General features: G+C 69.5%; 23 protein-coding genes and 3 pseudogenes. 16 read left to right on the top strand and 10 right to left on the bottom strand.

The genetic code is table 11. The features are described from left to right. Positions 1-127: 127 nt before the first annotated feature. The 9 genes from OQ02_RS29170 (at position 128) to OQ02_RS29130 (ending at position 9,315) form a co-directional block, all read left to right on the top strand. Positions 128-1,114 carry a LuxR C-terminal-related transcriptional regulator gene (locus tag OQ02_RS29170; protein WP_231500285.1) on the top strand — a complete coding sequence of 329 codons (987 nt, stop codon included), beginning with the start codon at positions 128-130 and terminating at the stop codon, positions 1,112-1,114. Positions 1,115-1,215: 101 nt separating this feature from the next. Beyond that, entirely contained in the window at positions 1,216-1,632 is a 417-nt protein-coding gene (locus OQ02_RS29165) for a cupin domain-containing protein (protein WP_231500284.1), read from the top strand. Beyond that, positions 1,625-1,963, top strand: a complete 339-nt coding sequence (locus tag OQ02_RS29160) for a hypothetical protein (protein WP_033441830.1) — start codon at positions 1,625-1,627, stop codon at positions 1,961-1,963. The genes OQ02_RS29165 and OQ02_RS29160 overlap by 8 nt, the downstream gene beginning before the upstream one ends. A 98-nt stretch (positions 1,964-2,061) precedes the next feature. Next, positions 2,062-3,336, top strand: coding sequence for an FAD-binding oxidoreductase (locus OQ02_RS29155; protein WP_231500283.1), 1,275 nt, complete (start codon positions 2,062-2,064; stop codon positions 3,334-3,336). A 2-nt stretch (positions 3,337-3,338) separates the two neighbouring features. After that, positions 3,339-4,001, top strand: a complete 663-nt coding sequence (locus OQ02_RS29150; RefSeq protein ID WP_033441828.1) for a DUF6875 domain-containing protein — start codon at positions 3,339-3,341, stop codon at positions 3,999-4,001. Positions 4,002-4,156: 155 nt separating this feature from the next. Further along, entirely contained in the window at positions 4,157-5,461 is a 1,305-nt protein-coding gene (locus OQ02_RS29145; RefSeq protein ID WP_231500282.1) for an MFS transporter, read from the top strand. Then, a complete protein-coding gene (locus OQ02_RS29140; protein WP_033441827.1) occupies positions 5,458-6,774 on the top strand; it encodes an ATP-grasp domain-containing protein in 1,317 nt (438 codons plus the stop codon). The genes OQ02_RS29145 and OQ02_RS29140 overlap by 4 nt, the downstream gene beginning before the upstream one ends. Further along, entirely contained in the window at positions 6,771-8,069 is a 1,299-nt protein-coding gene (locus tag OQ02_RS29135; protein WP_051772922.1) for an acyl-CoA dehydrogenase family protein, read from the top strand. The genes OQ02_RS29140 and OQ02_RS29135 overlap by 4 nt, the downstream gene beginning before the upstream one ends. Further along, on the top strand, positions 8,062-9,315 hold the full coding sequence (locus OQ02_RS29130; protein ID WP_033441826.1) for an ATP-grasp domain-containing protein: 1,254 nt from the start codon (positions 8,062-8,064) through the stop codon (positions 9,313-9,315). Before OQ02_RS29135 ends, OQ02_RS29130 begins: the two co-directional genes overlap by 8 nt. Positions 9,316-9,445: 130 nt before the next feature. Here OQ02_RS29130 and OQ02_RS44210 read toward each other — a convergent pair whose 3' ends face one another. Then, positions 9,446-9,625, bottom strand: a complete 180-nt coding sequence (locus OQ02_RS44210) for a hypothetical protein (protein WP_156077370.1) — start codon at positions 9,623-9,625, stop codon at positions 9,446-9,448. 118 nt (positions 9,626-9,743) lie between these two features. Here OQ02_RS44210 and OQ02_RS29125 point away from each other — a divergent pair, with 118 nt between their 5' ends. Beyond that, complete coding sequence (locus tag OQ02_RS29125; RefSeq protein WP_156077369.1) at positions 9,744-10,394, top strand: hypothetical protein; 651 nt, start codon at positions 9,744-9,746, stop codon at positions 10,392-10,394. A gap of 371 nt (positions 10,395-10,765) precedes the next feature. Further along, the gene (locus OQ02_RS47260) at positions 10,766-11,035 is read left to right on the top strand and encodes a hypothetical protein (protein ID WP_033441824.1); all 270 of its coding nucleotides are present in this window, start codon (positions 10,766-10,768) and stop codon (positions 11,033-11,035) included. On the opposite strand, the pseudogene OQ02_RS45100 reads toward OQ02_RS47260, so the two are convergent. Then, positions 11,032-11,405, bottom strand: a pseudogene (locus tag OQ02_RS45100) (pyruvate formate lyase family protein). The gene OQ02_RS47260 and the pseudogene OQ02_RS45100 overlap by 4 nt on opposite strands. Before the next feature lie 139 nt (positions 11,406-11,544). Next, positions 11,545-12,582 (bottom strand): zinc-dependent alcohol dehydrogenase family protein, encoded by a 1,038-nt coding sequence (locus OQ02_RS29115; RefSeq protein ID WP_033441875.1) that lies wholly within the window; start codon positions 12,580-12,582, stop codon positions 11,545-11,547. Between the two features lie 174 nt (positions 12,583-12,756). Here OQ02_RS29115 and OQ02_RS29110 point away from each other — a divergent pair, with 174 nt between their 5' ends. The 3 genes from OQ02_RS29110 to OQ02_RS29100 all read left to right on the top strand — a co-directional run bounded on the left by OQ02_RS29110 (position 12,757) and on the right by OQ02_RS29100 (position 15,366). Continuing rightward, the gene (locus OQ02_RS29110) at positions 12,757-13,257 is read left to right on the top strand and encodes a flavodoxin family protein (protein ID WP_033441823.1); all 501 of its coding nucleotides are present in this window, start codon (positions 12,757-12,759) and stop codon (positions 13,255-13,257) included. 454 nt (positions 13,258-13,711) lie between these two features. After that, on the top strand, positions 13,712-14,191 hold the full coding sequence (locus tag OQ02_RS29105; protein WP_033441822.1) for a cation:proton antiporter regulatory subunit: 480 nt from the start codon (positions 13,712-13,714) through the stop codon (positions 14,189-14,191). Positions 14,192-14,196: 5 nt separating this feature from the next. Beyond that, entirely contained in the window at positions 14,197-15,366 is a 1,170-nt protein-coding gene (locus tag OQ02_RS29100; protein ID WP_051772921.1) for a cation:proton antiporter, read from the top strand. A gap of 312 nt (positions 15,367-15,678) precedes the next feature. Here the strand turns inward: OQ02_RS29100 and OQ02_RS46800 are convergent, their stop codons facing one another. From OQ02_RS46800 to OQ02_RS47255, 6 genes and pseudogenes are all read right to left on the bottom strand, one after another. Then, positions 15,679-15,807, bottom strand: a complete 129-nt coding sequence (locus OQ02_RS46800) for a hypothetical protein (protein ID WP_269321652.1) — start codon at positions 15,805-15,807, stop codon at positions 15,679-15,681. 221 nt (positions 15,808-16,028) lie between these two features. Continuing rightward, a pseudogene (locus tag OQ02_RS29095) lies at positions 16,029-16,220 on the bottom strand (hypothetical protein); the annotation flags it as partial. A 63-nt stretch (positions 16,221-16,283) separates the two neighbouring features. Beyond that, positions 16,284-16,487 carry a DUF7455 domain-containing protein gene (locus tag OQ02_RS29090; protein WP_051772937.1) on the bottom strand — a complete coding sequence of 68 codons (204 nt, stop codon included), beginning with the start codon at positions 16,485-16,487 and terminating at the stop codon, positions 16,284-16,286. Between the two features lie 442 nt (positions 16,488-16,929). Then, on the bottom strand, positions 16,930-17,673 hold the full coding sequence (locus OQ02_RS29085) for a hypothetical protein (protein WP_156077368.1): 744 nt from the start codon (positions 17,671-17,673) through the stop codon (positions 16,930-16,932). Beyond that, positions 17,670-19,802, bottom strand: a complete 2,133-nt coding sequence (locus OQ02_RS29080) for a caspase family protein (protein ID WP_033441820.1) — start codon at positions 19,800-19,802, stop codon at positions 17,670-17,672. The genes OQ02_RS29085 and OQ02_RS29080 overlap by 4 nt, the downstream gene beginning before the upstream one ends. A gap of 36 nt (positions 19,803-19,838) precedes the next feature. Further along, positions 19,839-20,084, bottom strand: a complete 246-nt coding sequence (locus tag OQ02_RS47255; RefSeq protein WP_442973687.1) for a hypothetical protein — start codon at positions 20,082-20,084, stop codon at positions 19,839-19,841. A 47-nt stretch (positions 20,085-20,131) separates the two neighbouring features. Here OQ02_RS47255 and OQ02_RS46795 point away from each other — a divergent pair, with 47 nt between their 5' ends. Both OQ02_RS46795 and OQ02_RS29075 read left to right on the top strand, forming a co-directional pair. Continuing rightward, positions 20,132-20,266, top strand: a complete 135-nt coding sequence (locus OQ02_RS46795) for a hypothetical protein (protein ID WP_269321651.1) — start codon at positions 20,132-20,134, stop codon at positions 20,264-20,266. A 227-nt stretch (positions 20,267-20,493) separates the two neighbouring features. Next, positions 20,494-23,331 (top strand): AfsR/SARP family transcriptional regulator, encoded by a 2,838-nt coding sequence (locus tag OQ02_RS29075; RefSeq protein WP_051772920.1) that lies wholly within the window; start codon positions 20,494-20,496, stop codon positions 23,329-23,331. Between the two features lie 13 nt (positions 23,332-23,344). On the opposite strand, the pseudogene OQ02_RS46170 reads toward OQ02_RS29075, so the two are convergent. After that, a pseudogene (locus OQ02_RS46170) lies at positions 23,345-23,867 on the bottom strand (IS3 family transposase); the annotation flags it as partial. Positions 23,868-23,870 lie beyond the last annotated feature (3 nt).

Genomic DNA, 23,870 nt, shown 5'->3' with positions numbered 1-23,870 from the left:
TCAGTAAGTGATCCAACGTGCGGCCTCCTCACGTTCACAATTGGAAGTGACGGTCAAGCGCGCACCGTATCAATCGACAGCGTGCGGACGGCTCCGCCATTTGCTGCCGGCTTCCGCAAGGGTGCCGGTGGCTGCCCACCGCCGCGCCGAAGGGGGACGGCCGAGTCCGAACGATCCCGAACACCTGGCCGATGCGTTCGGGATCGTTCGGGGTAGTGGCGTCGGGTCTGGGCCGACGCGCATCGTACCGGCAGCGGGTTTCCCGGAGTTCCGGAGAGGATGCAATCCGGTTTCTCGACAGGGCATCGTGTGCGACACACCGGAAAACAGGGGCGGCTTCGCCGTGCCAGGAATACAGGAGGACAAGGTGAACGGTTCCACGCTTCAATGGCAGCCCGAGTATAGCGACCGGCGACGTGCGGCGAACCCGCCGCCAGGGCTCGACGCAGGCGAGAAAAGCGGGGAGCCCGCCGTCCTGACCGTGTTGCTCGCCGACACCCAGTCGGCGGTCCGCCACTGGGTCCGGTCCGCGCTCGAATCCGCCGACGGGATCACCGTGGTCGGTGAGACGGCCACCGCGAACACGACCATCGCCGAAGTCGCGCGGCGTGCGCCGGACGTGCTGGTCATAGATCCGCAACTCGGCAGAACCTCACCCGTGGACGTGATAAGCAGCGTGCTCCGGGTCGCGCCGGAAACCGGGATACTCGTGCTGAGCGCGGTCGACGACGACGCGGTGATCACGGCCGCGATCCAGGCCGGTGTGCGCGGATATCTGGTCAGGGACACCGATCAGGCTCAGATCGTTCGCGGCGTGCGGGTCGTCGCGGCAGGCGAGATGATCGTCGGCAAATCGATCGCCCGTCGGTTCGGCTCCCTCGTGCGGCAGAACTCGGAGCAGGAGCCGTACCCGTTCCCCGAGCTGACGGCCAGGGAGCGCGATGTGCTCGACGGCATCGCGGCCGGCAGGTCCAACGCGGTCATCGCCGCTGATCTCGGGCTGTCCCCCAAGACCGTCAGCAACCGCGTTTCCTCGATCTTCGGCAAACTCGGAGTGGCCGACCGTGCGCAGGCGATAGTCCTGGCCCGGGACGTGGGCCTCGGGCGCGGCTGATTCACCGCTGGTCGGGAATCGTTCCCCTACCGCCGGGAAGTGTGCCGCGGATAGCCTCGACCCGAACGTCAGACGGGAAAGCACGCGGATCGGAGTGCGATGTGACTGACGAAGGTCATGCTGTTGTGGATACCGCGGCCGTGGATTTCCGAAGGCTCGAACACGAGAACCTGGTACGGGCCTACGGACTGGACATGAAGCTGCTCTACCCGTGGGACGGGCTGACGGCGCCGTTTCGAGGGGCGTGGTGCGTGTTGCGTCCCGGTGACCAGTCGGCGCAGCACGCCCACCACGAGCACGAAATCTTCATCGGAATGGCCGGAAACGCCGAAGTGGTCGCCGAGGGCAAGGCGCACGAGTTCGCGGCGGGGGACCTGGTGTTCCTGAAGCCGGGGATCGAGCACTACCTCGTCAACAATCACGACAAGGATTTCTCCTACTACGCGATCTGGTGGGACCGCGCGATGTCGGACGAGTTCGTCGCGCACGAGACCGGTCGGGCCGAGTCCCATGACTGACCACAAGACGATCGACTACAACGGGCGGAAGTTCCGCAAGGCCGGCGCCGACGTCGAAGAGATCGCCGTGTACCGGCAGGACGGCGACGTCGTGTGGGCCGAGTTCGCCGGCGGCGAGGTGCGGCGGGGGACCGTCGCGGGCACCCGGATGGAGGACGGCGTCCTCCATCTGGGGTACACGCTGGTGCTCGCCACCGGCGAGGTGGTCTGCGGGCACACCGTGAACACGCCGGAGGTGGCCGCCGACGGCCGCCTCCGGCTGCGTGAGGTGTGGGAGCGCTACGGTCCGCACGCCGCCACCGGCGTGTCCTACCTCGATGAGGTGAACTAGTGGCGCGGCCCCCGTCCGAGGCAGACTGGCAGCGCCTCGACCGTGTGGTGGCAGGCCGCGTGCGCCGCCCGGGCGAACCCGGGTTCCGCGGTGCGACCATGCCGTTCAACAAGCGGTTCGCCGCGACCACCCCTGCCGGAGTCGTGTCCGTGGCGAACGCCGAGGACGTGCGACGCGCCATCGAGTGGGCACGCGATCTGGGTGTCGTCGCCGTTGCACGCAGCGGTGGACACAGCTACGCGGGACACTCCGTCAACACCGGCCTTGTCATCGACCTCAGCGCGATGAACACCGTGTCCGCCAACGGGTCCACCGGGTTGGTGACGACCGCGGGCGGGGCGCGGATGGCGGACGTCTATGCCGCCGTCCAGCCCCACGAGATGGCGTTCGCGTTGGGCAACAGCGCCACGGTCGGCATCGCGGGCCTCGTGCTCGGCGGTGGCTGCGGTGCCACCTCGCGCGTGTTCGGGCTCACCGCGGACGCGCTCGTGTCGACCACGGTCGTGACCGCGGACGGACGGCTGCTGCACTGCGACGCGAACGAGAACGCCGACCTGTTCTGGGCGTGCCGCGGTGGCGGCGGCGGCAACTTCGGGATCAACGTCTCCTTCACCTTCCAGGCCAGGCCGGTGGCCGACTGCTCGACCTACGTGCTGGTGTGGGACCGCGCGGACGCGCCGAAGGTCTTCTCCGCGTTGCAGGAGGTCGTGCGGCGCGGGCCGGACGAGTTCGCGACCAGGATCGGCGTCGCCAAGGCGGGCGGCTCGGAGGCCGTCGTGTCGGCTGTCGGGCAGCACCTCGGATCGGCGAGCGAGCTGCGGGAGATCCTCGACCCGGTCCTGGCCGTCGCCCAGCCGGTCCACACCCGCATCGCGGACCGGACCTTCTGGCAGGCCAAGGACGATCTGCTGCACGAGACCTCCGAGGACGCGTTCGCGGTGCGGACCAACATCGTCACCGAGCCGCTGCCCGACGAGGCGGTCGCCACGATGCTGTCGTTCGTCGACCGCCTGCCCGGCAGCGGCAACCCGGACGGTGGCGGCGCGGCTCTGTTCTCCTGGGGCGGTGCGATCAACCGGGTCGGCCGGACGGACACCGCGTTCGCCCACCGCGACGCGATGTTCCTGCTGTCCATGGACACCTCGTGGGCCGAGACCGACGAGCCCGCCGTGGTCGCGGCCAACCTCCGCTGGCTGTCGGAGCTGGGGGACGCGATGTCGCCGTACGTCTCCGACGGCGCGTTCCAGAACTTCATGGACCCGGACCTCGCGGACTGGCGCACGGCCTACTACGGCGTCAACTACCCGAGACTGAGGCAGATCAAGGACCGGGTGGACCCGGACGGCTTCTTCACCTTCGCGCAGAGCATCTGATCATGATCGGCGACAACGCGGTTTCGATCTGGACGGCGGCCGAAGTGGACGACGGCGCCGTGCCCGCACACCAGCTGCCGCATCTGCGGGAGATCCTTGCCTGGGCCGGAGAATACCTGGTGTCCCCGCACTCGGGACTCGGCCGGAAGGGCCCGGTGTGCCCCTACACCCTGGCATCGCTGCAAAGGGGGCTGTTCCACCTCGCGTCCCCTGCCGACGGCAGCGACGTCACCGACGTCCTCGGCGCGGTCGAGAGCCTGCGCTCGTGGTACGGGAAGATCTCGAGCGGGATCGCGCCCGACGACCAGGAGCTGCTGACGATCCTGCTCGTGCTGCCCCGGCTGGACCACCGCGATCCGACCACACTGGACGACCTGCAGCGGGAGGCGAAGGACAACTTCGTCGCCGATGGTCTGATGATCGGCCAGTTCCACCCGGTCTGCGACCAGCCCGGTCTGTGGAACGCCGATTTCAAGGCACTGCGTGCTCCGGTGCCGCTGCTGGCCATCCGCAGGCTGGTCGTGTTCGACCTGCCGTTCCTGGTGGACAGCACGGCGCACGCCGGCAGCTATCTGCGGCGATTCGCCCCGGACATCCCGCCCCGCGTCCGCGATCTGCTGGCCGAGCGGGTGGTGGGCAGCGGGAATTCCCCGCGGTCGGCCTGAACACGAGATTCCCCGGCCGACGGGAAAGGCTGCCCTGTCTGCCGGGAACGATCCGAAACTAGCCTCAGCGTGCCGGTCGGCGCGAACACGGACAACGGAGGTGGATGTATGACTGGCCAACAGATCGGCGTCCGACCGCGGACGGATGTGACGGCGTGACCGGAGACAAGCCGACGGGCGTTCTCGCGGTGCTGCGGCAGACACCGGCCCCGGTCCGCTACCTGCTCGGCGGCATGCTCATCAACCAGGTGGGCGCATTCATCCAGACCTTCCTGATCCTGTACCTGACCTTCCGGGGCAGCTCGGTCGCCTTCGCCGGGATCAGTCTCGCCGCCTACAGCGTCGGGTCGATCTTCGGTGCCATGCTCGGCGGCGAGCTGGCCCACCGCTTCGGCGGCCGGGCCACGATCGTGGCGGCCATGACGTGCGCGGCACCGCTCGTCGCATCGGTCCCGATGGCCGCGGAAACGCCCGCGGTGCTGCTCGCGGTGGTCGCGCTGTCCGGGCTGTCGATCCAGGCCTACCGGCCCGCCGCCGCCGTGCTGCTCGCCGAGTTCATGCCGGAGCAGCACAAGGTCATGGGCTTCTCGATGATGCGCATCGCGCTGAACATCGGCGCCGCCGTCGCCCCGCTGCTGGCGGCCGTGCTCATCCAGATCGACTGGGACCTGCTGTTCTGGCTGGACGGCGGCACCGCCGCACTCTGGGCACTGCTCGCGTTCATGCGGCTGCCGAAGCCGACCGCGACCGCGCACCGCACCGAACCCGGCGGCACGGCCGTGCCCACCATGACCGCCCGTGCGGTCTACGGGACACTGGTGCGGGACACCAGGTTCTTGTGCTACCTCGTGGCAGGCATGTTCGGCATGATCGTCTACGCCGGGTCGGTCGCCGTGCTGCCGCTGAACATCGTCGCCGCCGACTACCCGGTCAGCTTGTACAGCACGGTGCTGGTGACGTCCTCGGTCGTCCTGATCACCTGCGAACTCAAGATCACCACCTACATCGTCCGGATTCCGAAGTACCTGGCGGGCCTGTTCGGAAACCTGGTCACCGGGCTCGGGTTCGTGTGCTACGGGCTGCTCTCGACCCACTCGTTCTTCGTGATCGCGGGCGCACTCCTGACCGTCTCCGGGCTCATGATCCACGGGCCGAGCACGGCCGCCCACCCGGCCACGTTCCCGGTCGAGCTCCGGAGTCGCTACATCGCGACGAAGGAGACCCTGTCCGGCCTGGCCGCGACGATCGGCCCGGTGCTGGGGCTCTACATCTGGAGCGAGCACGGCGGTTCGGCCTTCTGGACCATGTGTGCGCTGCTGTCCGTCATCGCGGGCACGATGCACATCTACGGCCTCCGGCAGCCTTCGTCCACACCGGATCCCGCGCCCGTGCCGGAGTCCGGGACGACGGTTGACACCGAGTCGGAGTTTCAGCCGGAAACCTTGGGAGAGCGCCGATGAGGGAATCCGATGGTGTGCTGCTGGTCATCGGGAGCGGGCTGCGGCTGTACCGCGAGTACCTGGTCGCGTCCATCCACCGATGCGCCCGGACGGCCGGGCTCGGCATGGTGCTGCTGAACAACCTCAAGCCCACCTGGCAGCACGCGTACTTCGACCGGATCATCCACACGGACGTGTTCGACCCGGACGAGATGCGCGCCGCGGCCCGGGAGGTCGCCCGGGAGCACCGGATCGTCGGCCTGATGTGCTGGGACGAGCCGGTCGTGCTCGCCGCGGGCGAACTCGCCGCCGAGCTGGGCGTCCCCGGCCTCGGCGTGGACGGTGTCCGGGGCTGCCGCGACAAGAGCCGGACCCGGGCCGTGCTGACCGCGGAAGGACTGCCGCAACCGGGTTACGCCCTGACCACCAACCTCGACGAAGCGCGTGCCGCGGCTGCCCGGATCGGCTATCCGCTCGTGCTCAAGCCAAGGGCTATGGGCGCCAGCATCGGGGTGGTGTTCGCGGCCGACGAGTCCGAACTGGATGCCGCGTTCGGTGTCGCCATGGGCGCGGCCACGGTCGACCGGAGTCGCTACGGCGGGGGCGCGATCGTGGAGGGCTACGCCGGCGGCGAGGAGATCAGCATCGATGCGGCCGTGCACAAGGGCGAGTACCTGCCGATGTTCGTGGCCCGCAAGCAGACCGGCGACCAGCCGTACTTCGAGGAGACCGGGCACATCGTCGACGCGGACGACCCGCTGCTGCGTGACGCCGAGCTGATGGACGTCCTGGCGCGGGCGCACCGCGCACTCGGCGTCGAAGACGGCATCACCCACTCCGAGGTCCGACTGACCGAGCGGGGCCCGCTGATCATCGAGGTGAACGGCAGGCTCGGCGGCGACCTGATCCCGTTCCTCGGCCGGACCGCGACCGGCATCGACCCCGGTGAGGTCCTGTTCTCCGTCGCCACCGGGCACCGTCCCACGATCACCCCCACCCGGAACGCGGTCGCGGGCATCCGGTTCGGATACCCCGACCACGACTGCCTCGTCCACGGTGTCAGCGTCCCGGCCGAGGCTCCTGGACTGGTCCTCGCGTCGCCGATGATCGACCCGGGTACCACCCTGAGGCTGCCCCCCGGGGGCTATCTGGCCCGGCACTCGTTCGTGGTGTGCGAGGCCGACGACCGCGAGACCTGCGCGACGCGACTGGACGAGGCCGCCGACATGGTGCGCATCGACGCCGATCCGGTGGACCCGCCGGCACCCGGAACCGCGTTCGAGATGCCTGCGGGCCTGCTCGACGTCGACGAACAAGAGGGAGTCATCGAATGACCATGACAGAGCCGACCCGCACCGACACGCCGATGACGGGCGCGCAGATCCTCGCCAACGCCAAGGCGCTCGCGCCGGTCCTGCGTGCGCGGGCCGCGGAGATCGAAGCGAACCGGAGCCTGCCCGCGGACGTGGTGCAGATGCTGCGCGACGCAGGCGTGTTCCGGATCGGCTTCAGCCGGGCCTGGGGCGGTCCTGAGATGACCTCGATGGAGCAGACCGAGGTGATCGAGGCACTCGCCTACGGCGACGCGTCCGTGGGCTGGTGCGCCAAGCTGGGCTCGGACATCGGGCTGCACGCCAACTTCCTCGACCAGGACGAGGCGCGCAGGATGTTCCCCAGCATCGACATGCACTCCGCGGGCGTGCTCCCGGTCACCGGGCACGCGGAGCGGGTGCCCGGCGGTTACCGGCTCACCGGCCGGTGGTCCTTCGGCAGCGGCTCGACCCATGCCGACTGGGTGGCCTCCGGGGCGATGGTGTTCGAGAACGGCGAGCCCTACGCCAGCCCGGACGGCAGCAACCCGCACGAGTCGAGGCTGTTCATGGTGCCGGGCGAGCAGATCGAGCCCATCGACAACTGGCACACCCTCGGCCTGTGCGGCAGCGGCAGCTCCGACTACACGATCACCGACGTGTTCGTGCCGGAGAACCACACCCTGACCTTCGACAACCCGAAAGTCCCCAACGGGCCACTGGTGCAGCCGGACGTGATCCAGCGCAGCATGTGCGGCGTCCCGCTCGGCACGGCGCGGGCCGCGCTGGACTACGTGCGCGGGCTCGCCATCGAGCGGGTCGACATGCTCAAGGGCTCGCCGTGGCGGATGAGCGGCCTCGCCTGGAAGGACAACGAACACATCCAGATCACGCTGGCCGAGTGCGAGGCCGACTACAGCACCACCCGCGCCGGGGTGTACCGGGCGCTGGAGCGGCAGTGGGAGGTCACCGCGGACGGCATCGGCACCCTGGACGACCTCACCCCCGACGAGCGGGTCGCCCCCGCCCTGACCGGGTGGCAGGCCTTCCAGATGGCCAAGCGGGTCGTGATGCGGCTCTGCGACCTGCTCGGCACCGCCGCGATCCGCTCGGGCGACCCCATGAACCGGTGGCTGCGCGACACGACGACGATGGCCATGCACCCGACCGCGCGGGACCGGGTGACCCAGACGGTCGGCGCGCACCTGGTCGGCGCCAAGCCATCCATGCGGTTCATGCTCGGCATCGTGGACAAGCCCAAGACCGAGTCCAAGCCCAAGACCAAGTCCGGCCCGGACAGCGGACAGGCAGATGACTGAGCGGCCGGTACTGGTCGTCGGGTTCGTGACCCCGGTGCTCGCCGCGCTGGGCGAGACCGAACCCGACGGCTCGGTCATCCTGCTCGAGGAGCCGGATGTCATCCGCAAGCGGTCCCTTCACCGGCGACTGGCCGAGACCGCCCTGGTCCGGGAGCTGATCGAGTGGGAGTACGCCGCGCTGGGCGCGGCCGACACCTTCTACGCGACCCACCGCGACCTGAACCCGGTCGCGGTGGTCCCGCTGATCGAGTACGCCACCCCGTTCGCCGCCCGGCTCGCCGAGCGCTACGGTCTGCCGGGCGCGAGCCTCGGCGCCGCGCAGATCCTGCGGGACAAGGCCCTGCTGCGGAAGGTCAGCGCGGCTGCCGGAGTGCGCAACCCGGAGAGCACCGCGGTGTCCTGCGCCGAGGACGTGCTGACGTTCATGCGCGCCCACCCCGGCCCGGTGGTGCTCAAACCGGTGAACCGGCAGGCCTCGGTGGGGACGCAGATCATCCACGACCCCGCCGAGGCAGGCGGGGCCTGGGCGAGTTGTGCCGAGCAGGACGAGGGCATCTTCGTCCCCGACCGGCCGATGGAACTGCGCATGCTGGTCGAACGGTACGTGTCCGGGCCCGAGTACAGCGTCGAGATGCTTGTCCGCGGCGGACGGCCGTTGTTCGTCAACGTCACGGGCAAGCAGCTCTACCCGGGTCCGCGGCCGGTGGAGCTGGCCCACGTCGTGCCCGCCGACATCCCCGACGATCTCGCCGGGGAGCTGGGGGAGCAGACCCGCCGGGTGGTCGAGGCGGTCGGGTTCGCCGACGGCATCGTGCACTGCGAGTGGATCGTCGCCGACGGCGTGCCACACCTGGTCGAGTGCGCGGGCAGGATTCCGGGGGACGGCATCCTGGAGATCATCCACCGGGCCTACCCGATGGACTTGCTCCGCGCGTACTTCACCGTGATGCGCGGCGAGTCGCCCCCCGAGCCTCCGCGCCGCGCCGCGCGCGGGGCGGCCGTCCGGTTCGTTCCGATGGAGCCCGGTGTGATCGACGCCGTGCTGGGCGTCGAGCAGGCTCGCGAGGTCGAAGGCGTGTTCCTGGTGGACATCCAGGTCGGGGCCGGGCACCGGTTCACCGGGCTGCGCAGCTCGTGGGACCGCTCGGGCCTGGTGATGGCGACCGCGGACAGCCCGACCGAGGCCCTGCGGCGGGCCGAGAAGGCGGCAGACCTCGTGCGCATCGAGGTCCGGCCGGATCCATGAGGGTCACCTGCCGGTGTTCTCCGCCGGCTCGTCATCGCCATGGTGACGCCCCCGAGGTCGTGGCGGTCGTGTCCGGTGTGGACGAGGTGTGCGCGGAGCCCCCACACACGGTCTTCGTGGCCGAGGGGGCTCACCGCCGGCGTTGGAGGATGACGCCGTGCGCGCCGCCTTCTGTAATGTCCACTTGAGACGTGAGGGTCCAGGCCGTCAGCCGGGCACCCAGGCGGGCCGCCATCACTGCGGCGACCGAGGCCAACGCATCGCGCAGCGGCGGCGTGTACCGGGTGTGCGGGTTGGTCGGTCCCGCCACCTGCTCCGCGAACGTCCGTGCCCGGCGGACGGGCCGGACCGGGGTCTGGCGCGGCGCGGGAACGCCGGATACACCGTGGGCATGACGTGGTTCAGGCACCGCTAGGGTTTCCGGCATGGTGAGACTGGGAGTCGTCGCCCTGTTGTTGGCAACTGGTGTCTCGGCCTGTTCGTCGGCAGGTGGTGAGCAGGCCGACGACGGCGAGTACGGCGTGCTCGTCGAGGCGTGTGATCTCGTGGACCCGGTGACGATCGCGGCGCTCGCCGGCGGCCTCGCTGAGACGGCGTCGCGTCTGCGTCAACAGTCGGGCCGAGAGTTGACCGACCGGGTCGACAAGACCACGTGCCACCACCAGTTCGGCGGGTCCGACAGCGTGCCGATTGCGCCGTACGACGAGTTTGCGCCGGACACTCCGGGCACGCCCGCCTACCGCTATGTCCTGGTCACGGCTATGCGCCACCACGCGGGCGACGGTCAGTCGGGCACCGACCTCGCCCGGGACTGGCTCGCGTCGGACCCGCAGGCCCGGGTGCCGGACATCACGGCGCTTGGCCTCGATGACGGCGACATCATGCAGCGCCCCAACGGTGTCGAGAGCTACACCCGGATCCGGGCCGTCGACGCGAACCTGACGCTGTTGATCGAGTACGGCGGGGCCGACATCGGCGCCAAGCCGGCAGGCATGCCGTCCGGCGAGGGCCGCGACGGCGCTCTGCGACTGCTCACCGACGCGGCGGCCCGGCGTCCATGCCCCACCTCGGACTGCTGAGAGAAGGGCTCACCCGAGCCACGTCACGTTGACCGACACCTCGATCGCCGACACCGCACCGCCCGCGTAATCCCCGCCGACCCGGCCGACATCCGGTCACGCCGTGCGGACTGCGCGGTGCACTCAGGCTTGCCGCTACGGCCGAACTCGACGTCGGCCTACACCTGGCCTACACCACTACCGGGCCGCCGCTGTGCACGTACTCCCGTTACCTACCTGTGCACACCAGGACGTACACCAACACCAGGACGAGGACCACCCCTCGCTCGCGCCGGGAAGACGCGCTGGACCTGCCTGCCGGTCTACCAGCGCGGCGGATCACCTTCGCTGACGCGGCCGGTCGTGTTTCGGCACTCACCAAGCCGGGCGGCGTGAGCATCACCAACACTTACGACTCGCTGGGCAACCTGGTGCAGCAGACCGGGTCGGGCGCGTCGGTGGCGACACCGGACCGGGCATTCGGCTACGACCTGACGGGCAGGATGACCTCGGCCAGCGCTGCCAGCGGGATGAACGCCTACGGCTACGACGACCGCGGCAACATCATCGCCGCCACCGGGCCCTCAGGCGGCTCGTCGTTCGGCTATGACGGCCAGAACCGGCTGGTCACGGTCTCGACCTCTGTCGGCACCACGACCTAGGTGCGTTTGACTTCGACCAGCCGGTTCACGCCGTACAGCGTCACGCGCCTGTAGTCACCGATGATCCGACCGCGCCCGTAGGCATCCGGCAGGCCGGTGATGACGCCCGTACGACGGGCGCGCTTGATCTGCTCGGTGGAGGCGTCGAACACGCCGTCGTTGTGCGTCTTGCGGTACTTGGTGAAGACCGTTCGACTGCGGGGTCGAGCTCGTAGCCGTAAGCCGCCATGTTCGTCTCCACCATCCGCAGTCCACCGTTGAGCATGATGGCCCGCTTGAGCGGCGTCTCGGTCTGCAACCCGACGATCAGCTCCTGCGCCCGGTCGAGGTAGCCGGGACGGTGGGAGGTGATGGTGGACGGCGTGTGCACGTCCACGTCAGGATGCCGCGCCTGCGTTTCTCGGCGAACAGACCGGCCATGTCCCTGGATGAACCCCGCACGTCGATGTCGTGCCGCCAGTGATCGCCGCGGAACCCGGTCCACTCGTCGAGGCGCTCCTCCACCGAGGTCATCGCGCCAGCACCACCTTCAGCGCGCCGGTCTCGCCGGCCCGTGCGAACACGTCGTACGCGAGGTCCATCTCGTCCAGCGCGAAGTGGTGGGTGGCGAACCGCTCGGCGTCGAGCCGGCCGTTCGCCAGCATCGTCAGCAGCGTGGGCGTGGTCACCGTGTCCACCAGGCCGGTGGTGATGGTGACGTTGCGAATCCACAGCTGCTCCAGGTGCAGCGTCACGGGCTTGCCGTGCACGCCGACGTTCGCGACCCGCCCGCCGGGGCGGACCAGCCGCGCGCACAGCTCGAAGGTCTCCGGCACACCCACCGCCTCGACCGCTAGGTCAGCGCCCATACCGCCGGTCAGCTCCGCGACCACCCGCTCGACGTCGTCGGCCGCGTTGACGGTGATGTCCGCGCCGAACAGCTTGGCCGCCTCCAGGCGCGACTCGGCCACGTCCACCGCCACGACGTGGCCGGGGCTGTACAGGCGAGCGGTCTCGATCGCGGCCAGACCGATCGGTCCGGCGCCCACGATGACGACCGTCTGCCCCGGCTCGACCTTGCCGTTGAGCACGCCGACCTCGAATGCGGTGGGCAGGATGTCCGACAACATCACCGCGGCGGCGTCGGTGACGCCGTCGGGCAGCAGGTAGGTGGAGGTGTCCGCGAACGGCACCCTCACGTACTCCGCGTGCGTGCCGTCCACCGTGTGGCCGAGGACCCAGCCACCACCGCCCAAGCACTGCCCGTACACACCTGCGCGGCAGTACGAGCAGCGCCCGCACGCACTGATGCACGACAGCAGCACCCGGTCACCCGGCTCGATCCCGGTGACCGCCGCACCGACCCGCTCCACCACGCCCACGCCCTCGTGGCCCAGGATCCGACCGGGCTCCACCTCCGGCACGTCGCCCTTGAGGATGTGCAGGTCCGTGCCGCAGATCGTCGCCGCGGTGATCCGCACGATCGCGTCGGTCGGGTCGACCAGTTCCGGGTCCGGCACGTCCTCCCAGGCCCTCCGGCCGGGACCGCGATAAACGAGAGCCTTCATGGCTTCCTCCTCGAACTCCATCTGCTTCGAGCGTCCTCCCGTAGGTGGAGGGGGAGGCAGAGCCGTCGGTCCAGGGCGGCTGCGGTGAAGGTCCCGGTGCGCACAGGACCGTTCGACGCTGTGGGGCCACCGGGCGGGGGCGCACCGTGGAAGGTGACAGGAAGGTGGTCAGTCATGGCCAGGTCACTCGTTGTCTACGAATCCATGTTCGGCAACACCAGAGCCGTCGCCGAGGCGATCGGGGAGGCGCTGGCCGCCGAGGTCGTGGAGGTCTCCGACGCTCCCGACGTGCTGCCCGACGACGTCGAAGTGCTGGTCGTCGGCGCGCCCACGCACGCGTTCAGCCTCAGCCGGCCCGCCACCCGCAAGTCCGCCGCCGACCAGGCGACCGGCGCGCTGGTGTCCACCGGCCGCGGCGTGCGCGAGTGGCTGGACACCCTGGCGCCCATCGGCCACCACGTCACCGCTCACGCCTTCGACACCAGGGTCAAGGCCGGCTGGCTGCCCGGCTCGGCCGCCAAGGCCATCGCCAAACGCCTGCGCGCCCTGCACTGCACCGTGCCGGGCCGGCCGACATCCTTCCACGTCGGTGGCACGCTCGGCCCACTCGTCGTCGGCGAACCCGCCCGAGCGGCCGAGTGGGCGCGTTCCCTTCCGGCCCGCAGCCGAACCTGACCCGGCGGCGACGGGCTGCGGGGCCGGTGGAACCGTTCAGGGCCGAGGTCACTGGGTAGCGCCCGTCGTGGCCGGCGACCGCCTGGTCGGGGTCGTGATCCGACGCGACCTGCTGCGCACCATCGCCCGCGACTCCTCGTTGTGGGGGAGGGGTTTCTCGACCACAACACTCGGCGAGACCGTCTCGGCGGCCAGGGATCATGGGGTCACGTCGGTCGGGACCTGGGACTCGGCCGGTACCGCCGGTGCGGCACGTGGCCGCAGGGGTCCCGAGGACACGGACTGGACGTGCCGGCTGCCATCGGCCGCCGCCTACTCGTGCTCGCCGTGCCCGCGGGTGTGGCGCGCTCACCGTCGACAGCCGCTGCGCTGGTCGTCCGGGTCCTCTCGGCCACCACTGCCGCTGTTACCGGGTGCGCCCTGTGCCACACGCTACGCGCGTCATCATGGTCCGATGGACGTCAACGAGGTGCTGTTGCCCGGTGTGGGGTTGCGCTACGAGTTCACCAACGCCGACGGCGAGCGGATCGGCGTGATCGCCCGCCGCGAGGGCGGGTTCGAGCTGGTCTCCTACTCGCAGGAGGACCCGGACCAGGGCAGGCCGCTGTTGCGGTTGACCAGGGAGGAAGCCGACGCGGTGGCCGAGATTCTCGGTGCCCCGCGCATCGCCGAGCGGTTCGCCGACCTGTCCAGGGAGGTGCCCGGGCTGATCTCCGGCCGGGTGGACGTGCCTGCCGGCTCACCACACGCCGACCGGCCGCTGGGGTCCACCCGGGCACGCACCCGGACCGGCGCGTCGGTGGTCGCGATCGTGCGCGGTGAGGACGTCCTCGCCTCGCCCCTGCCGTCCGAGGTGCTGCGCCCGGGTGACGTGCTGGTCGTGATCGGCTCGGCCGAGGCTATTGAGGACGTCCGCCGGATCATCGAAGGCTGAACCGCGTGCACACGTCGCTGGCACTGTTGCTGGAACTGGGCTTCATCCTGGTCGCGCTCAGCGCGCTCGGCACGGCCGCCCGCCGGTTCGGCCTGCCCGCGATCCCGCTGTACCTGGTGGCGGGCTTGGCTCTCGGCGAAGGCGGTGTCGCGCCGGTGCCCGCGGCCGAAGAGTTCGTCTCGACGGGCGCCTCGATCGGTGTCGTGCTGCTGCTGCTCACGCTGGGGTTGGAGTTCTCCACCGCCGAGTTGACCCACAGCCTGCGCCGCCACGTGCCATCCGCCGGAGTGGACCTGGTGCTCGGCGCGGGGCCCGGCGCGCTCGCCGGGTGGCTGCTCGGCTTCGACCTCGTGGGGATCGTCGCGCTGGCGGGTGCGACGTGGGTGTCGTCCTCGGGCATCATCGCCCGTCTGCTCGGCGACCTGCGCAGGCTGGGCAACCGCGAGACCCCGTCCGTGCTGGCGGTACTGGTCATGGAGGACTTCGCCATGGCCGTCTACCTGCCCGTGCTGGCCGTGCTCGTGGCGGGAGGGACGTGGTGGCAGGCGACGTTGGGCGTCCTGGTCGCGGTCCTGGCCGTGGTCGGCGCGTTCGTGCTGGCGCACCGCCTCGGCCACCACGTCAACCGGTGGCTGGCCCACCCCGACGCCGAGCAGCTCATGCTGCGGGTACTCGGCACCACCCTGGTGGTCGCGGCACTGGCGGAGTTCGTCAACGTCTCCGCCGCGGTGGGCGCGTTCCTGGTCGGCCTGACGCTCACCGGCGAGGCGGCCGAGCGCACCCGTCGGGTGCTGGGCCCGTTGCGCGACCTGTTCGCGGCGGCGTTCTTCCTCGCCATCGGCCTGGCCGTCAGCCTCGCCGACCTGCTGCCGAGCCTCCCGGCCGCACTGGGCTTGGCCGCGGTCGGCGCCGCGGGCAAGGTCGCCACCGGCTGGTACGCGGCCCGCCGTGACGACGTCGCACGACGGGGCCGGCTGCGCGCGGGCACCGCCCTCATCGCCCGCGGCGAGTTCTCCATCGTCATCGTGGGCCTGGCTGGCGTCGTGCAGCCGGAACTGGGCCCGCTGGTCACCGCTTACGTGCTCGTCCTCGCCACCGCCGGCCCCCTGATCACCCGCTGGTCGGGCACCCCGACCGCGAACCCGCCGCAAGGCAGACCGGTCACGACTCGTTGACAGTGGCTGGACCGCTTCGTGCTTGTCGAGCCCGGCCGGCCCCGCGGCAGTCTCGACGGTCGTGGCTGTCACCAGCTTGCGGAGCACCCACGCCACGTCGAGGGCAAACGGTCTTCGTCCTGAGTGGACGGTGACCAAGTCACCGGACGTGCTCCGCAACCGCGGATGGACGAACCCCGGGACGTCGCCGCGCCTTTCGACGGGCACCACCACCACGACCCGGCACTTCGCGTAGCGCACGCAGCACGACACGACCGGCGCCACGCCTGCCCGGTGGTAGCGGTGGCCGCCCAGTACCAGCACGTCGGCGTCCTAGGCCAGGTCCACGAGCGTCGGGCCGGGCTCACCGTCCACTACGGCCTCACGTATCACCCGCCGCTGCGCGGCGCGCAACGCGTCGTCACCACCGCACACTTCGGGGCACATCCGGCAGACCGACACGGCCGGAACCTTGCCGTCCCGGCGTGCCGCACGGCCCACTCCAGTGCAGCGGTCCCTGCCAGCGAGGCGTCAACGCCGACGACGACCCCCTTCGTCCCGATCACGATGCCGTCTTCTCCACCCGGACGCGTAGGAGCGGGCGATCCGCGCGCCCGCTCCTGTTCGCGTCACCGTCACCGTCACAGCAGCAAAGCGTGGTCGCGGACCACCGGCAGGGTCGCCTACCAGCGGCCGAGGCCCCAGGTGGCGCCGGCTCCAGCGAGGGCGACGGTGATGAGGGCGACGGCGTAGATGATGTGGTAGTCGACGATGGGGTTGGTGGACATGCTCGGCTCGCCGGCCGAGGTGAACTGGGCGAGCGGCCATTCGGCGGCCCACATGAGCGGCATCATGAGGGTTCCGGCGATCGCGGCGGTGATGTCGACGCGCCACTGCTTGGTCTCTCGCATGGGGTTCTCCTCCTCTGGTGCCGGTGGTCAGCCGTCGCGGGTGTCGACGTGGTGCTCGATCCGCACGGCGACGCGCCCCAGCACGGCTCGGTGACGGCGTTCGTGGTGGTCGCAGAACGTCAACTCCCCGTCCTGCGGCACAACGGGCACCCGCGCACGCGCACCGCACCGGTCACACCGGTCTTCGACGAGGTTCAGGCCGGTCGTGATCGTGTCGAGCGCGGTGGTCATGACGGACTTCTCTTCCTTGACCTCCAGCGTTCCCCCGGCGGTGCGGCGGTACAGGGACCTTCGACCCGCGCCGGCCGGGATCCGGGGCAGGCGCCGGCACCTGCCCCGGTGGGACCTCCGACCCTGGGGTTCGCCGTGCCGGAGGTCGAAGCTGCACGCGCACGGGTCGGTGTTCGACACGTCACGTCCACCTGGGGGAGGAACCGCCATGACCAGCCGCATGAACGACCACGGCGCACGTACGGACCAACCGAAGGACTGCGAGCGGGCCTGCGGCACCTGCGCATGTGCTCGATCCGGGTGGAGAGGGCTGAGGTCGGGCGACAGCGACAGGGAATCGGCAAGCTCGGGTTCGTGGCCGCAGCAAGAACGCCCAGCGCAGTCGTATGCCTGGACGAGGTTGTCGGCCGGGGTCTGCCCGAAACGGTCGCCGTCCGCCATGTCAAACGCGGAGAATCTTGGCAAGTTTCTTGAGGCGTGTCACGCCGCGAACCGCGACGGCAAGGCAGATGAGAACTGCGGACATCACCAGCAAATCGCTCTTCGCCCCGCCGGAGACAACCGCCAGAACCGCGCCGCTCAAGACAATAAGGACGGCAAGGCCCTCGCAAAGAACGATCAGCGCAGTCGCCCAGCGATACTTCCCGATCTCCTCCAGAAGGAAGATCAGCCATCCGGCTAGGATTGCCAGTGAGATCACGAACTCGGCGAGCGCGGTCAGCATGTCCGACAGCCACGAAGCGTCAGGCGGACCGGCTCCGGGCAGAAGGCTTGCTCCCGTCAAAGCGAGAGTCGTGGACAACGCAGGTGCAAACACGAGCCATAATTTGCCGCCGAGTGGGTGCTCCAACGTCAAGCTCAGGACGAGGCCTCCGGCAAAGCCTGCCTGGAAGAAGTTGAGAAGCACCTTGACGGCGGCATCGACACTCTTGTCCCCTGCGAGTACGTCCATTGCCGACTGGACGCCCGAGGCGGACATCGCGATGAATATCACGGCGAAGAAAAACCCGTATATCGATTTGGCGCGGCCAGGGTCGGCTCCGCCATATGCGGCGACGAGCCATTTGACAATCCGGTGCCCGAGACACCTCGCCTCCCCGCGCCCGGTGGCTCGGCGACCGCATGGAGATGTGGCCTCCACGTCCTTCGCTGTCGTATAGGAGCAGGTGAAGACCAGGCCTCTCACCCCGACACCCCAAACGCTTCGCTGGTGGGCAACTGATCCTCGCGTGCCGCCGTCACCTGCTTGTGCAGCCACTCGATGGCCGCGCGGCGGCTGGATTGCCAGACTTTCCACCAGGGTCCCTCGGCGAGGGGGACGTCGAACCACTTCTTGAGTTCGTCCGCCGAGACGCTGTGCTTGATCACATCGTGGAGTACTTTGCGCCGGCGGCGCCACAGCAACCTGCCGACGATGTTGCCGAACAGGCCGAGACCGAAGACTGCCACCAGGGTGATCGCGAGCCACTGCGGGAGGAACGAGGGGTCCTCTTCGGGCTTGTCGGCCAGGGTGTGCATGAGCATGCTGGTGAGGCCGGTGGCCAGCACCGCCAGGTATACGGCCGCGACGACGTAGGAACGGCGGATCATGCGACTCAGGGAATCCCGCATGATCTCGGCCCAACCGGGGTTGTTGACGAGCCACAACGACCACTTGCTGAACCGGTCCCACTCGCTGGGCAGTAACTCCCGGTGCAGGCCGTCGCAGCCGTTCCGGTCGGATGCGACGAGGATTTCGTGCCAGGCGTGGCTCAGGTCGTCGTAGCCGAGCTCGAAGTTCGGGCGTCCTTCTTCCCAGTCCTGGAACAGTTTGCGGTCGAACGGCAGCCAGTGGAAGCTCTTGCCGTAGCCCGGGTCTCCCCAGTGACGCACCAGTGCTTCCCTGCTGGGCACCCGGTTGACCACGGTCTCGACGCCCATCCGGTTGAAGTCGTCGACGGTCTGGGTGCAGTTGCTCAGGATGGTTTCCCGCGAGTCCTTCGCCCCGGCCCTGGCGGCGGCCACGACGAAGGGGTGGTGCGCGGCGGTGATGGCGTTGACGACGAGCGGGTCGAACTGGGCGCCGCAGTCGATGACGACGCAGCTCGCGCCCTGGCGGATGCCCCGGTCGAACGCCGCGTCGAGGATCTGCCTGCACACCGCGTTGGAGCGGCGGTCCTTGATCTCGGCCACGAGGTTGAACACGAACAGCTTGTCGCTGGTCCGCGCGGCGGGCAGCAGGAGGATCTTCCCGCAGTCGAACCTCTTCAGGTACTCCGGCGTCACGTCCAGCAACTTGTCGTTGAGGTGACGTTGCTGCGTGCGGGTCGGTTCCTTGGAGAACGCCGACACGTGGTCGGCGAAGGTGCGGACCGACCCGATGTCGACCTTGGCCCGCTGGCACCACTCGCTCGTGCCGCCGTGCTGGGCGATGTCGGCGTCGAGGTACAGGACGGTGTTGCCGGACTCGGCCAGCAGCTCGGCCGTCATCATCGCCAGCGTCGTCTTGCCGACACCTCCGGACGTGCCGACGAACGCCCAACTGGGCATGGGTGGCTGGTACCGGCCGGGGGCCGGCAACGGGATGCTCCAATCCGTGCCCTGGGCGGCCACGTGTAGCGACGGTGTCTGGCTGTCCCTGGTCTCGCGGCGTACCAGGTCGCGGATCTCGGACATCAGCGTGGTGACGCCGGCCCGCCGTTCGCCGTGGTCGAGGCCGCGGTCCAGCGCGGTGAGCACCGCCGTGGTGAAGTGGCCGTGCCCCCGCCGGTCGTTCTCGCGGGCCACCTCGTTCGGGCCGCACGCGGAGATCACGACGCGACCGTGGCCCTCCATGCGCAGGAAATCGTCCGTCGCGTCGACCGCACCGCCTTTCGCACCGATGGAGAAGCCACGGCTGTCACCGGCGAAGGCGCCGCTGAAGCAGGTGTCCAGCATGACGAGCAGTCGACGTGTCTTGATCCGGTTCAACAGGGCCCACACCTGTTGGACCGGGAAGGCGGAGGCCAGCGGCTGGTCGATGTCCGCGTCGTGGGGAAGCAGGAACGTCGACCAGCCGCGGTCGCTGTCCGCGCTTTCACGCAGGTCGGACATGCCGTGCCCGGACCAGTAGATCAACACGGGCTCGTCCGCGTCCCTGACCCGCTCGTTGAGGCCGACCTCGAGCTCCCAGTGGATGTCCCGGCGCGTGGCGGCCTGGTTGGTGAGCGTGGCGACCTCGAAACCCGCGGATTTCAGTCGTTGGGAAACCTCTTCTGCGTCGTTGACGGCGCAGTTGAGCGAGGGAATCCGTTTTGCGGCGTATTGGTCAATACCGACCACGAGGGCGTGCGGCACTGCTCCTCCATGCGGGGCGACAGGGGATCGACGGGACTACCGACGTCCGAGGGTCATTCCCCCGGGGTCCGGGTCGTCGTGGCGTTTTCGGCCCGACCTGGCGAGTACTGCTGCCAGTCGCTCCGCTTCGCCGGCCGAATACCCTTCGATGGACACCGATTCGCCCTCGACCTCGAAGCGGTGCACCTTCCCGCGGTGCCTGCGGAGGAAGGCCACGACCGTTCCTCCGACGGCCGTCCACGCGGCGGGGTTCTCGGCCGTGGCCACGATGATCTCGGCCAGCGTCGAGCGGGCGGTGCCTTGCGGGACGCGGAACCCCCTGCTGACAGGTGCTCACGGAGATCGTCGACGAACGCGCCCGGCAACGCTATGGCCAGTTCCGTGGAACCATCGACCGACACCAGCGTGAACGTGGTGATGTCTTCTTCGTCGATCGCTCGTCCGTCGTCGCGGATGATCAATGATCTCTCCGGCTTCTCTCCAAGTGCCGTGCAGAATCCAGCGGTGATCTTGCGGGCGCTCGGCGACCCTCCGGTTCCCGTCGTCGAGCACCGCGGACGTTGTTCGCCGGTCGCGGCTCGACCTCCGACCGCCCTCGCCGGGCCGGCCGTACACCCACTGTCGCAACATCGGGTTCAGAGTCCGCCCAATCTGCGTTGAATCGCCTGGTCACGTTCGGTAAACAGGAGCGATGACGGGGGAGAGTGAGCAGGGTGCACCGCCGGATGTCGCGGTCGGTGTGCTGGGCAATCTGGAAGTCCGCGTGGATGGCGCGTCGGTGCCGGTCGGGCACGCCCGGCAGAAGGCGGTGCTGGCGGTGCTGTCGATCGAGGTCGACCGGGTGGTGCCGCCGGATCGGCTGATCGACCGGGTCTGGGGCGAGCACGCGCCGGCCCGGGCGCGATCGGTGCTGCGAACCTACCTGTCCAACCTCCGCCGGGCACTGACTTCGACCGGGATCGCGATCACGTGGCGTGACACCGGCTACTCGTTGACCGTCCACCCCGACGCCGTGGACCTGCACCGCTTCCGCCGCCTGCTCGCAGAAGCCCGCGACAGCGACGACCCGCGGCGCGCCCTGGCGCTGGCGGACGACGCGCTGGCCCTGTGGCGCGGCGAGCCGCTGGCAGAACTGGACACCCCGTGGGCGCAGTCGGCGCGTGAGCACCTGCACCGGGAGCGGGCCGCCGCCCAGGCTGACCGGATCGACTGGGCGTTGGACTGCGGCCTGCACGGCGACCTACTGCCCGAGTTGCCCACACGAGCGGCCGAGGAGCCGTTGGACGAGCGTCTGGCCGGGCAGCTGATGCTTGCCCTGTACCGGTCCGGCCGGCAGACCGATGCGCTGAAGCACTACCAGCGCACCCGGCAGCGGCTGGCTGAGGAACTGGGCACCGACCCCTGCCCCGATTTGCAACAATTACACCAGTGCGTCCTCACCGCCGACCCAGCCCTGACCCTCCCTCCCGTCGAGGCACCGCGTCCGGTGGTTGTGCCCCGCCAATTACCCGCTCCGCCTGCGCCGTTCGTCGGCCGCCGTGACGAACTCGATCGACTCGACACCGCACTGAACTCCTCGAGCCAAGCCGCCACGGTGGTCATCTCCGCCCTTGCCGGTGCAGGCGGCATCGGCAAAACATGGCTGGCGCTGCACTGGGCCCACCGCAACGTCGACCGCTTCCCCGACGGGCAACTGTTCGTCGACCTACGCGGCTTCAGTCTTGAAGGTGCCCCGATGGACCCGGTGGTGGCGGTGCGCGGGTTCCTCGAGGCTCTCGGCGTCGATCCCGACCGGATTCCCGTTGACCCGCACGCCCAAGCGGCGCTGTTTCGCAGCCTGGCCGCCGGGCGGCGGATGCTGGTGGTGCTTGACAACGCCGCCACCACCGCGCAGGTCACCGCCCTGCTACCCGGTAGCGCCACCTGCACGGTGGTGGTGACCAGCCGCAATCGACTCCCCGGCCTGATCACAGGGCACGGAGCACGGCATCTGCCGTTGGACGCGCTGCTCGACGATGATGCCCGCGCCTTGCTCGTCGACCGCCTCGGCACCGATCGGATCAACGCCGAACCCGCCGCCGTAGATGACCTGAGCAGCCTGTGCGGCGGGTTCCCGTTGGCGTTGAGCATTGTCGCCGCCCGCGCACACTTCCACCCTCGCACGTCATTGACCACGATGGCTGCCGAACTGCGCGACCAGGGCTTGGACGCGCTGCACGAAGGCGACCCTGCGGCCAGCTTGCCGACGGTGCTCTCCTGGTCCCACGACGCGCTCACCGCCGAGCAGGCACGGGTCTTCGCGTTGCTGGGGATCGCGCCGGGCCCGGACATCAGCCTTCCCGCCGCCGCAGGCCTCACCGGGCTGCCCCCAGGGCAGATCAGAACAGAGTTGAGACGGCTAGAGCAGGCGTCGCTGATCGTCCATGACTCGTACGGACACTACCGAATGCACGACCTAATCCGCCGCTACGCAGCCGACACCGCCCAGCGGCTCGCCGATACTGAGAAGCGGGCGGCGCTGCGCCGGGTCGTCGACCACTACCTGCACACCGCGTTCACCGGCCAACAGTTGCTGGACCCGCACCTTCGCCCCATCCGAATCGACCCTCCGGTGCCGGACTGCCACCCTCTGGTGCTCTCGGACGACGCTGCTGCCCTGGCGTGGTTCGACACCGAACACGCCTGCCTGCTCGCCGCCCAGCAGACGGCCGTAGCGCACGGCCGGTTCGACGCGGTGTGGCAACTGGCGTGGATGCTGAACACCTTCCACTACCGGCGCGCGCACCGCCATGACCAGGTCGCCGCGTGGCAGACTGGTCTGACCGCCGCACGTCGGCTCCCGGACCCTGCCGCCGAGGCCATGGCCACCCGATTCCTCGCCCAGGCGCTGGCCGACATGGGCCGCGACGACGAGGCGCTTGACCTCCTGCACCACGCCCTCGCAATCGCTGAACGCGCCGGCCTCGTCGCCCACCTGCCGAACATCCACAACTCCCTGTCACGGCTGTGGGAGCAACGCGGGGACGACCGACAGGCACTGGAGTATTCCCATCGCGCCCTGGAGTTCGCCCACGTCCTCGACGACCCGGTGATGGAGGCGCACCTGCTCAACAACCTCGGCTGGTCCGCGGCCCGACTCGGCGATTACGGGAAGGCCCGCGAGCACTGCTGGACCGCGCTGACCCTGCACCGACAGCATGGTGAACGCTCGGGCGAGGCGTTCGTGCTCGACAGCCTCGGCTACATCGACCACCACACCGGTCGCCACGAGGACGCGATACACAATTACCGACAAGCCCTCATGATCCGGGTCGGCATCGGCGATGCGTACGAGGAAGCCAACACCTACGACGCACTCGGCCACCCCTATGCGGCCCTCGGACAGCATGGCCAAGCCCGTGCGGTGTGGCAAGAGGCACTGAGGCTCTATCAGGCGCAGCAACGTATAAAGGAAGCCAATCGGGTCCGCCGACAACTCGACGCCCTTGTCAGCCCGACCGACACAAAAGGGGGTCTGCTGCAGGAGTAGGTGACGGTGGTGGTCACGCAGCCTGGACGGCTGGCGTACTCATGATCGCTTCGTATTCGACGGGGGTCAACCAGCCGAGGGCGGCATGGCGTCTGCGGCGGTGGTAGGTGCGTTCGATCCAGGTGACGATCGCGGTCCGGAGTTCGTCTCGGGTGGACCAGGTACGCTGGTCGGGGACATCGTTCTGCAGCAACGCGAAGAAGCTCTCCATGGCGGCGTTGTCGCCCGCGGCGCCGACCCGACCCATCGAGCCGGTCAGGCCGTTACGAGCGAGCGCCCGGACGAATTTTTGGATCGAAATTGCGATCCGCGGTCGGTGTGCACCACGCAGCCGGCGGCCTCGTCGCGGCGGGCGAGGGCGTTGGTGAGCACGGCGAAGGCCAGGCGGGACTTCATCCGGGAGTCGATGGAGCAGCCCACGATCCGGTTGGACCAGACATCCTTGACCGTGCAGAGGTGCAACTTCCCTCAACGGTGCGGTGTTCGGTGATGTCTGCCGGCCACAGCCGGTTCGGCGCGGTAGCGGTGAAGTCGCGCCA

Source organism: Saccharothrix sp. NRRL B-16314 (assembly GCF_000716595.1).
Lineage (GTDB): Bacteria > Actinomycetota > Actinomycetes > Mycobacteriales > Pseudonocardiaceae > Actinosynnema.
Note: the sequence above shows the minus strand (reverse complement) of the source record. Positions and strands in the feature narration are given on the sequence as shown.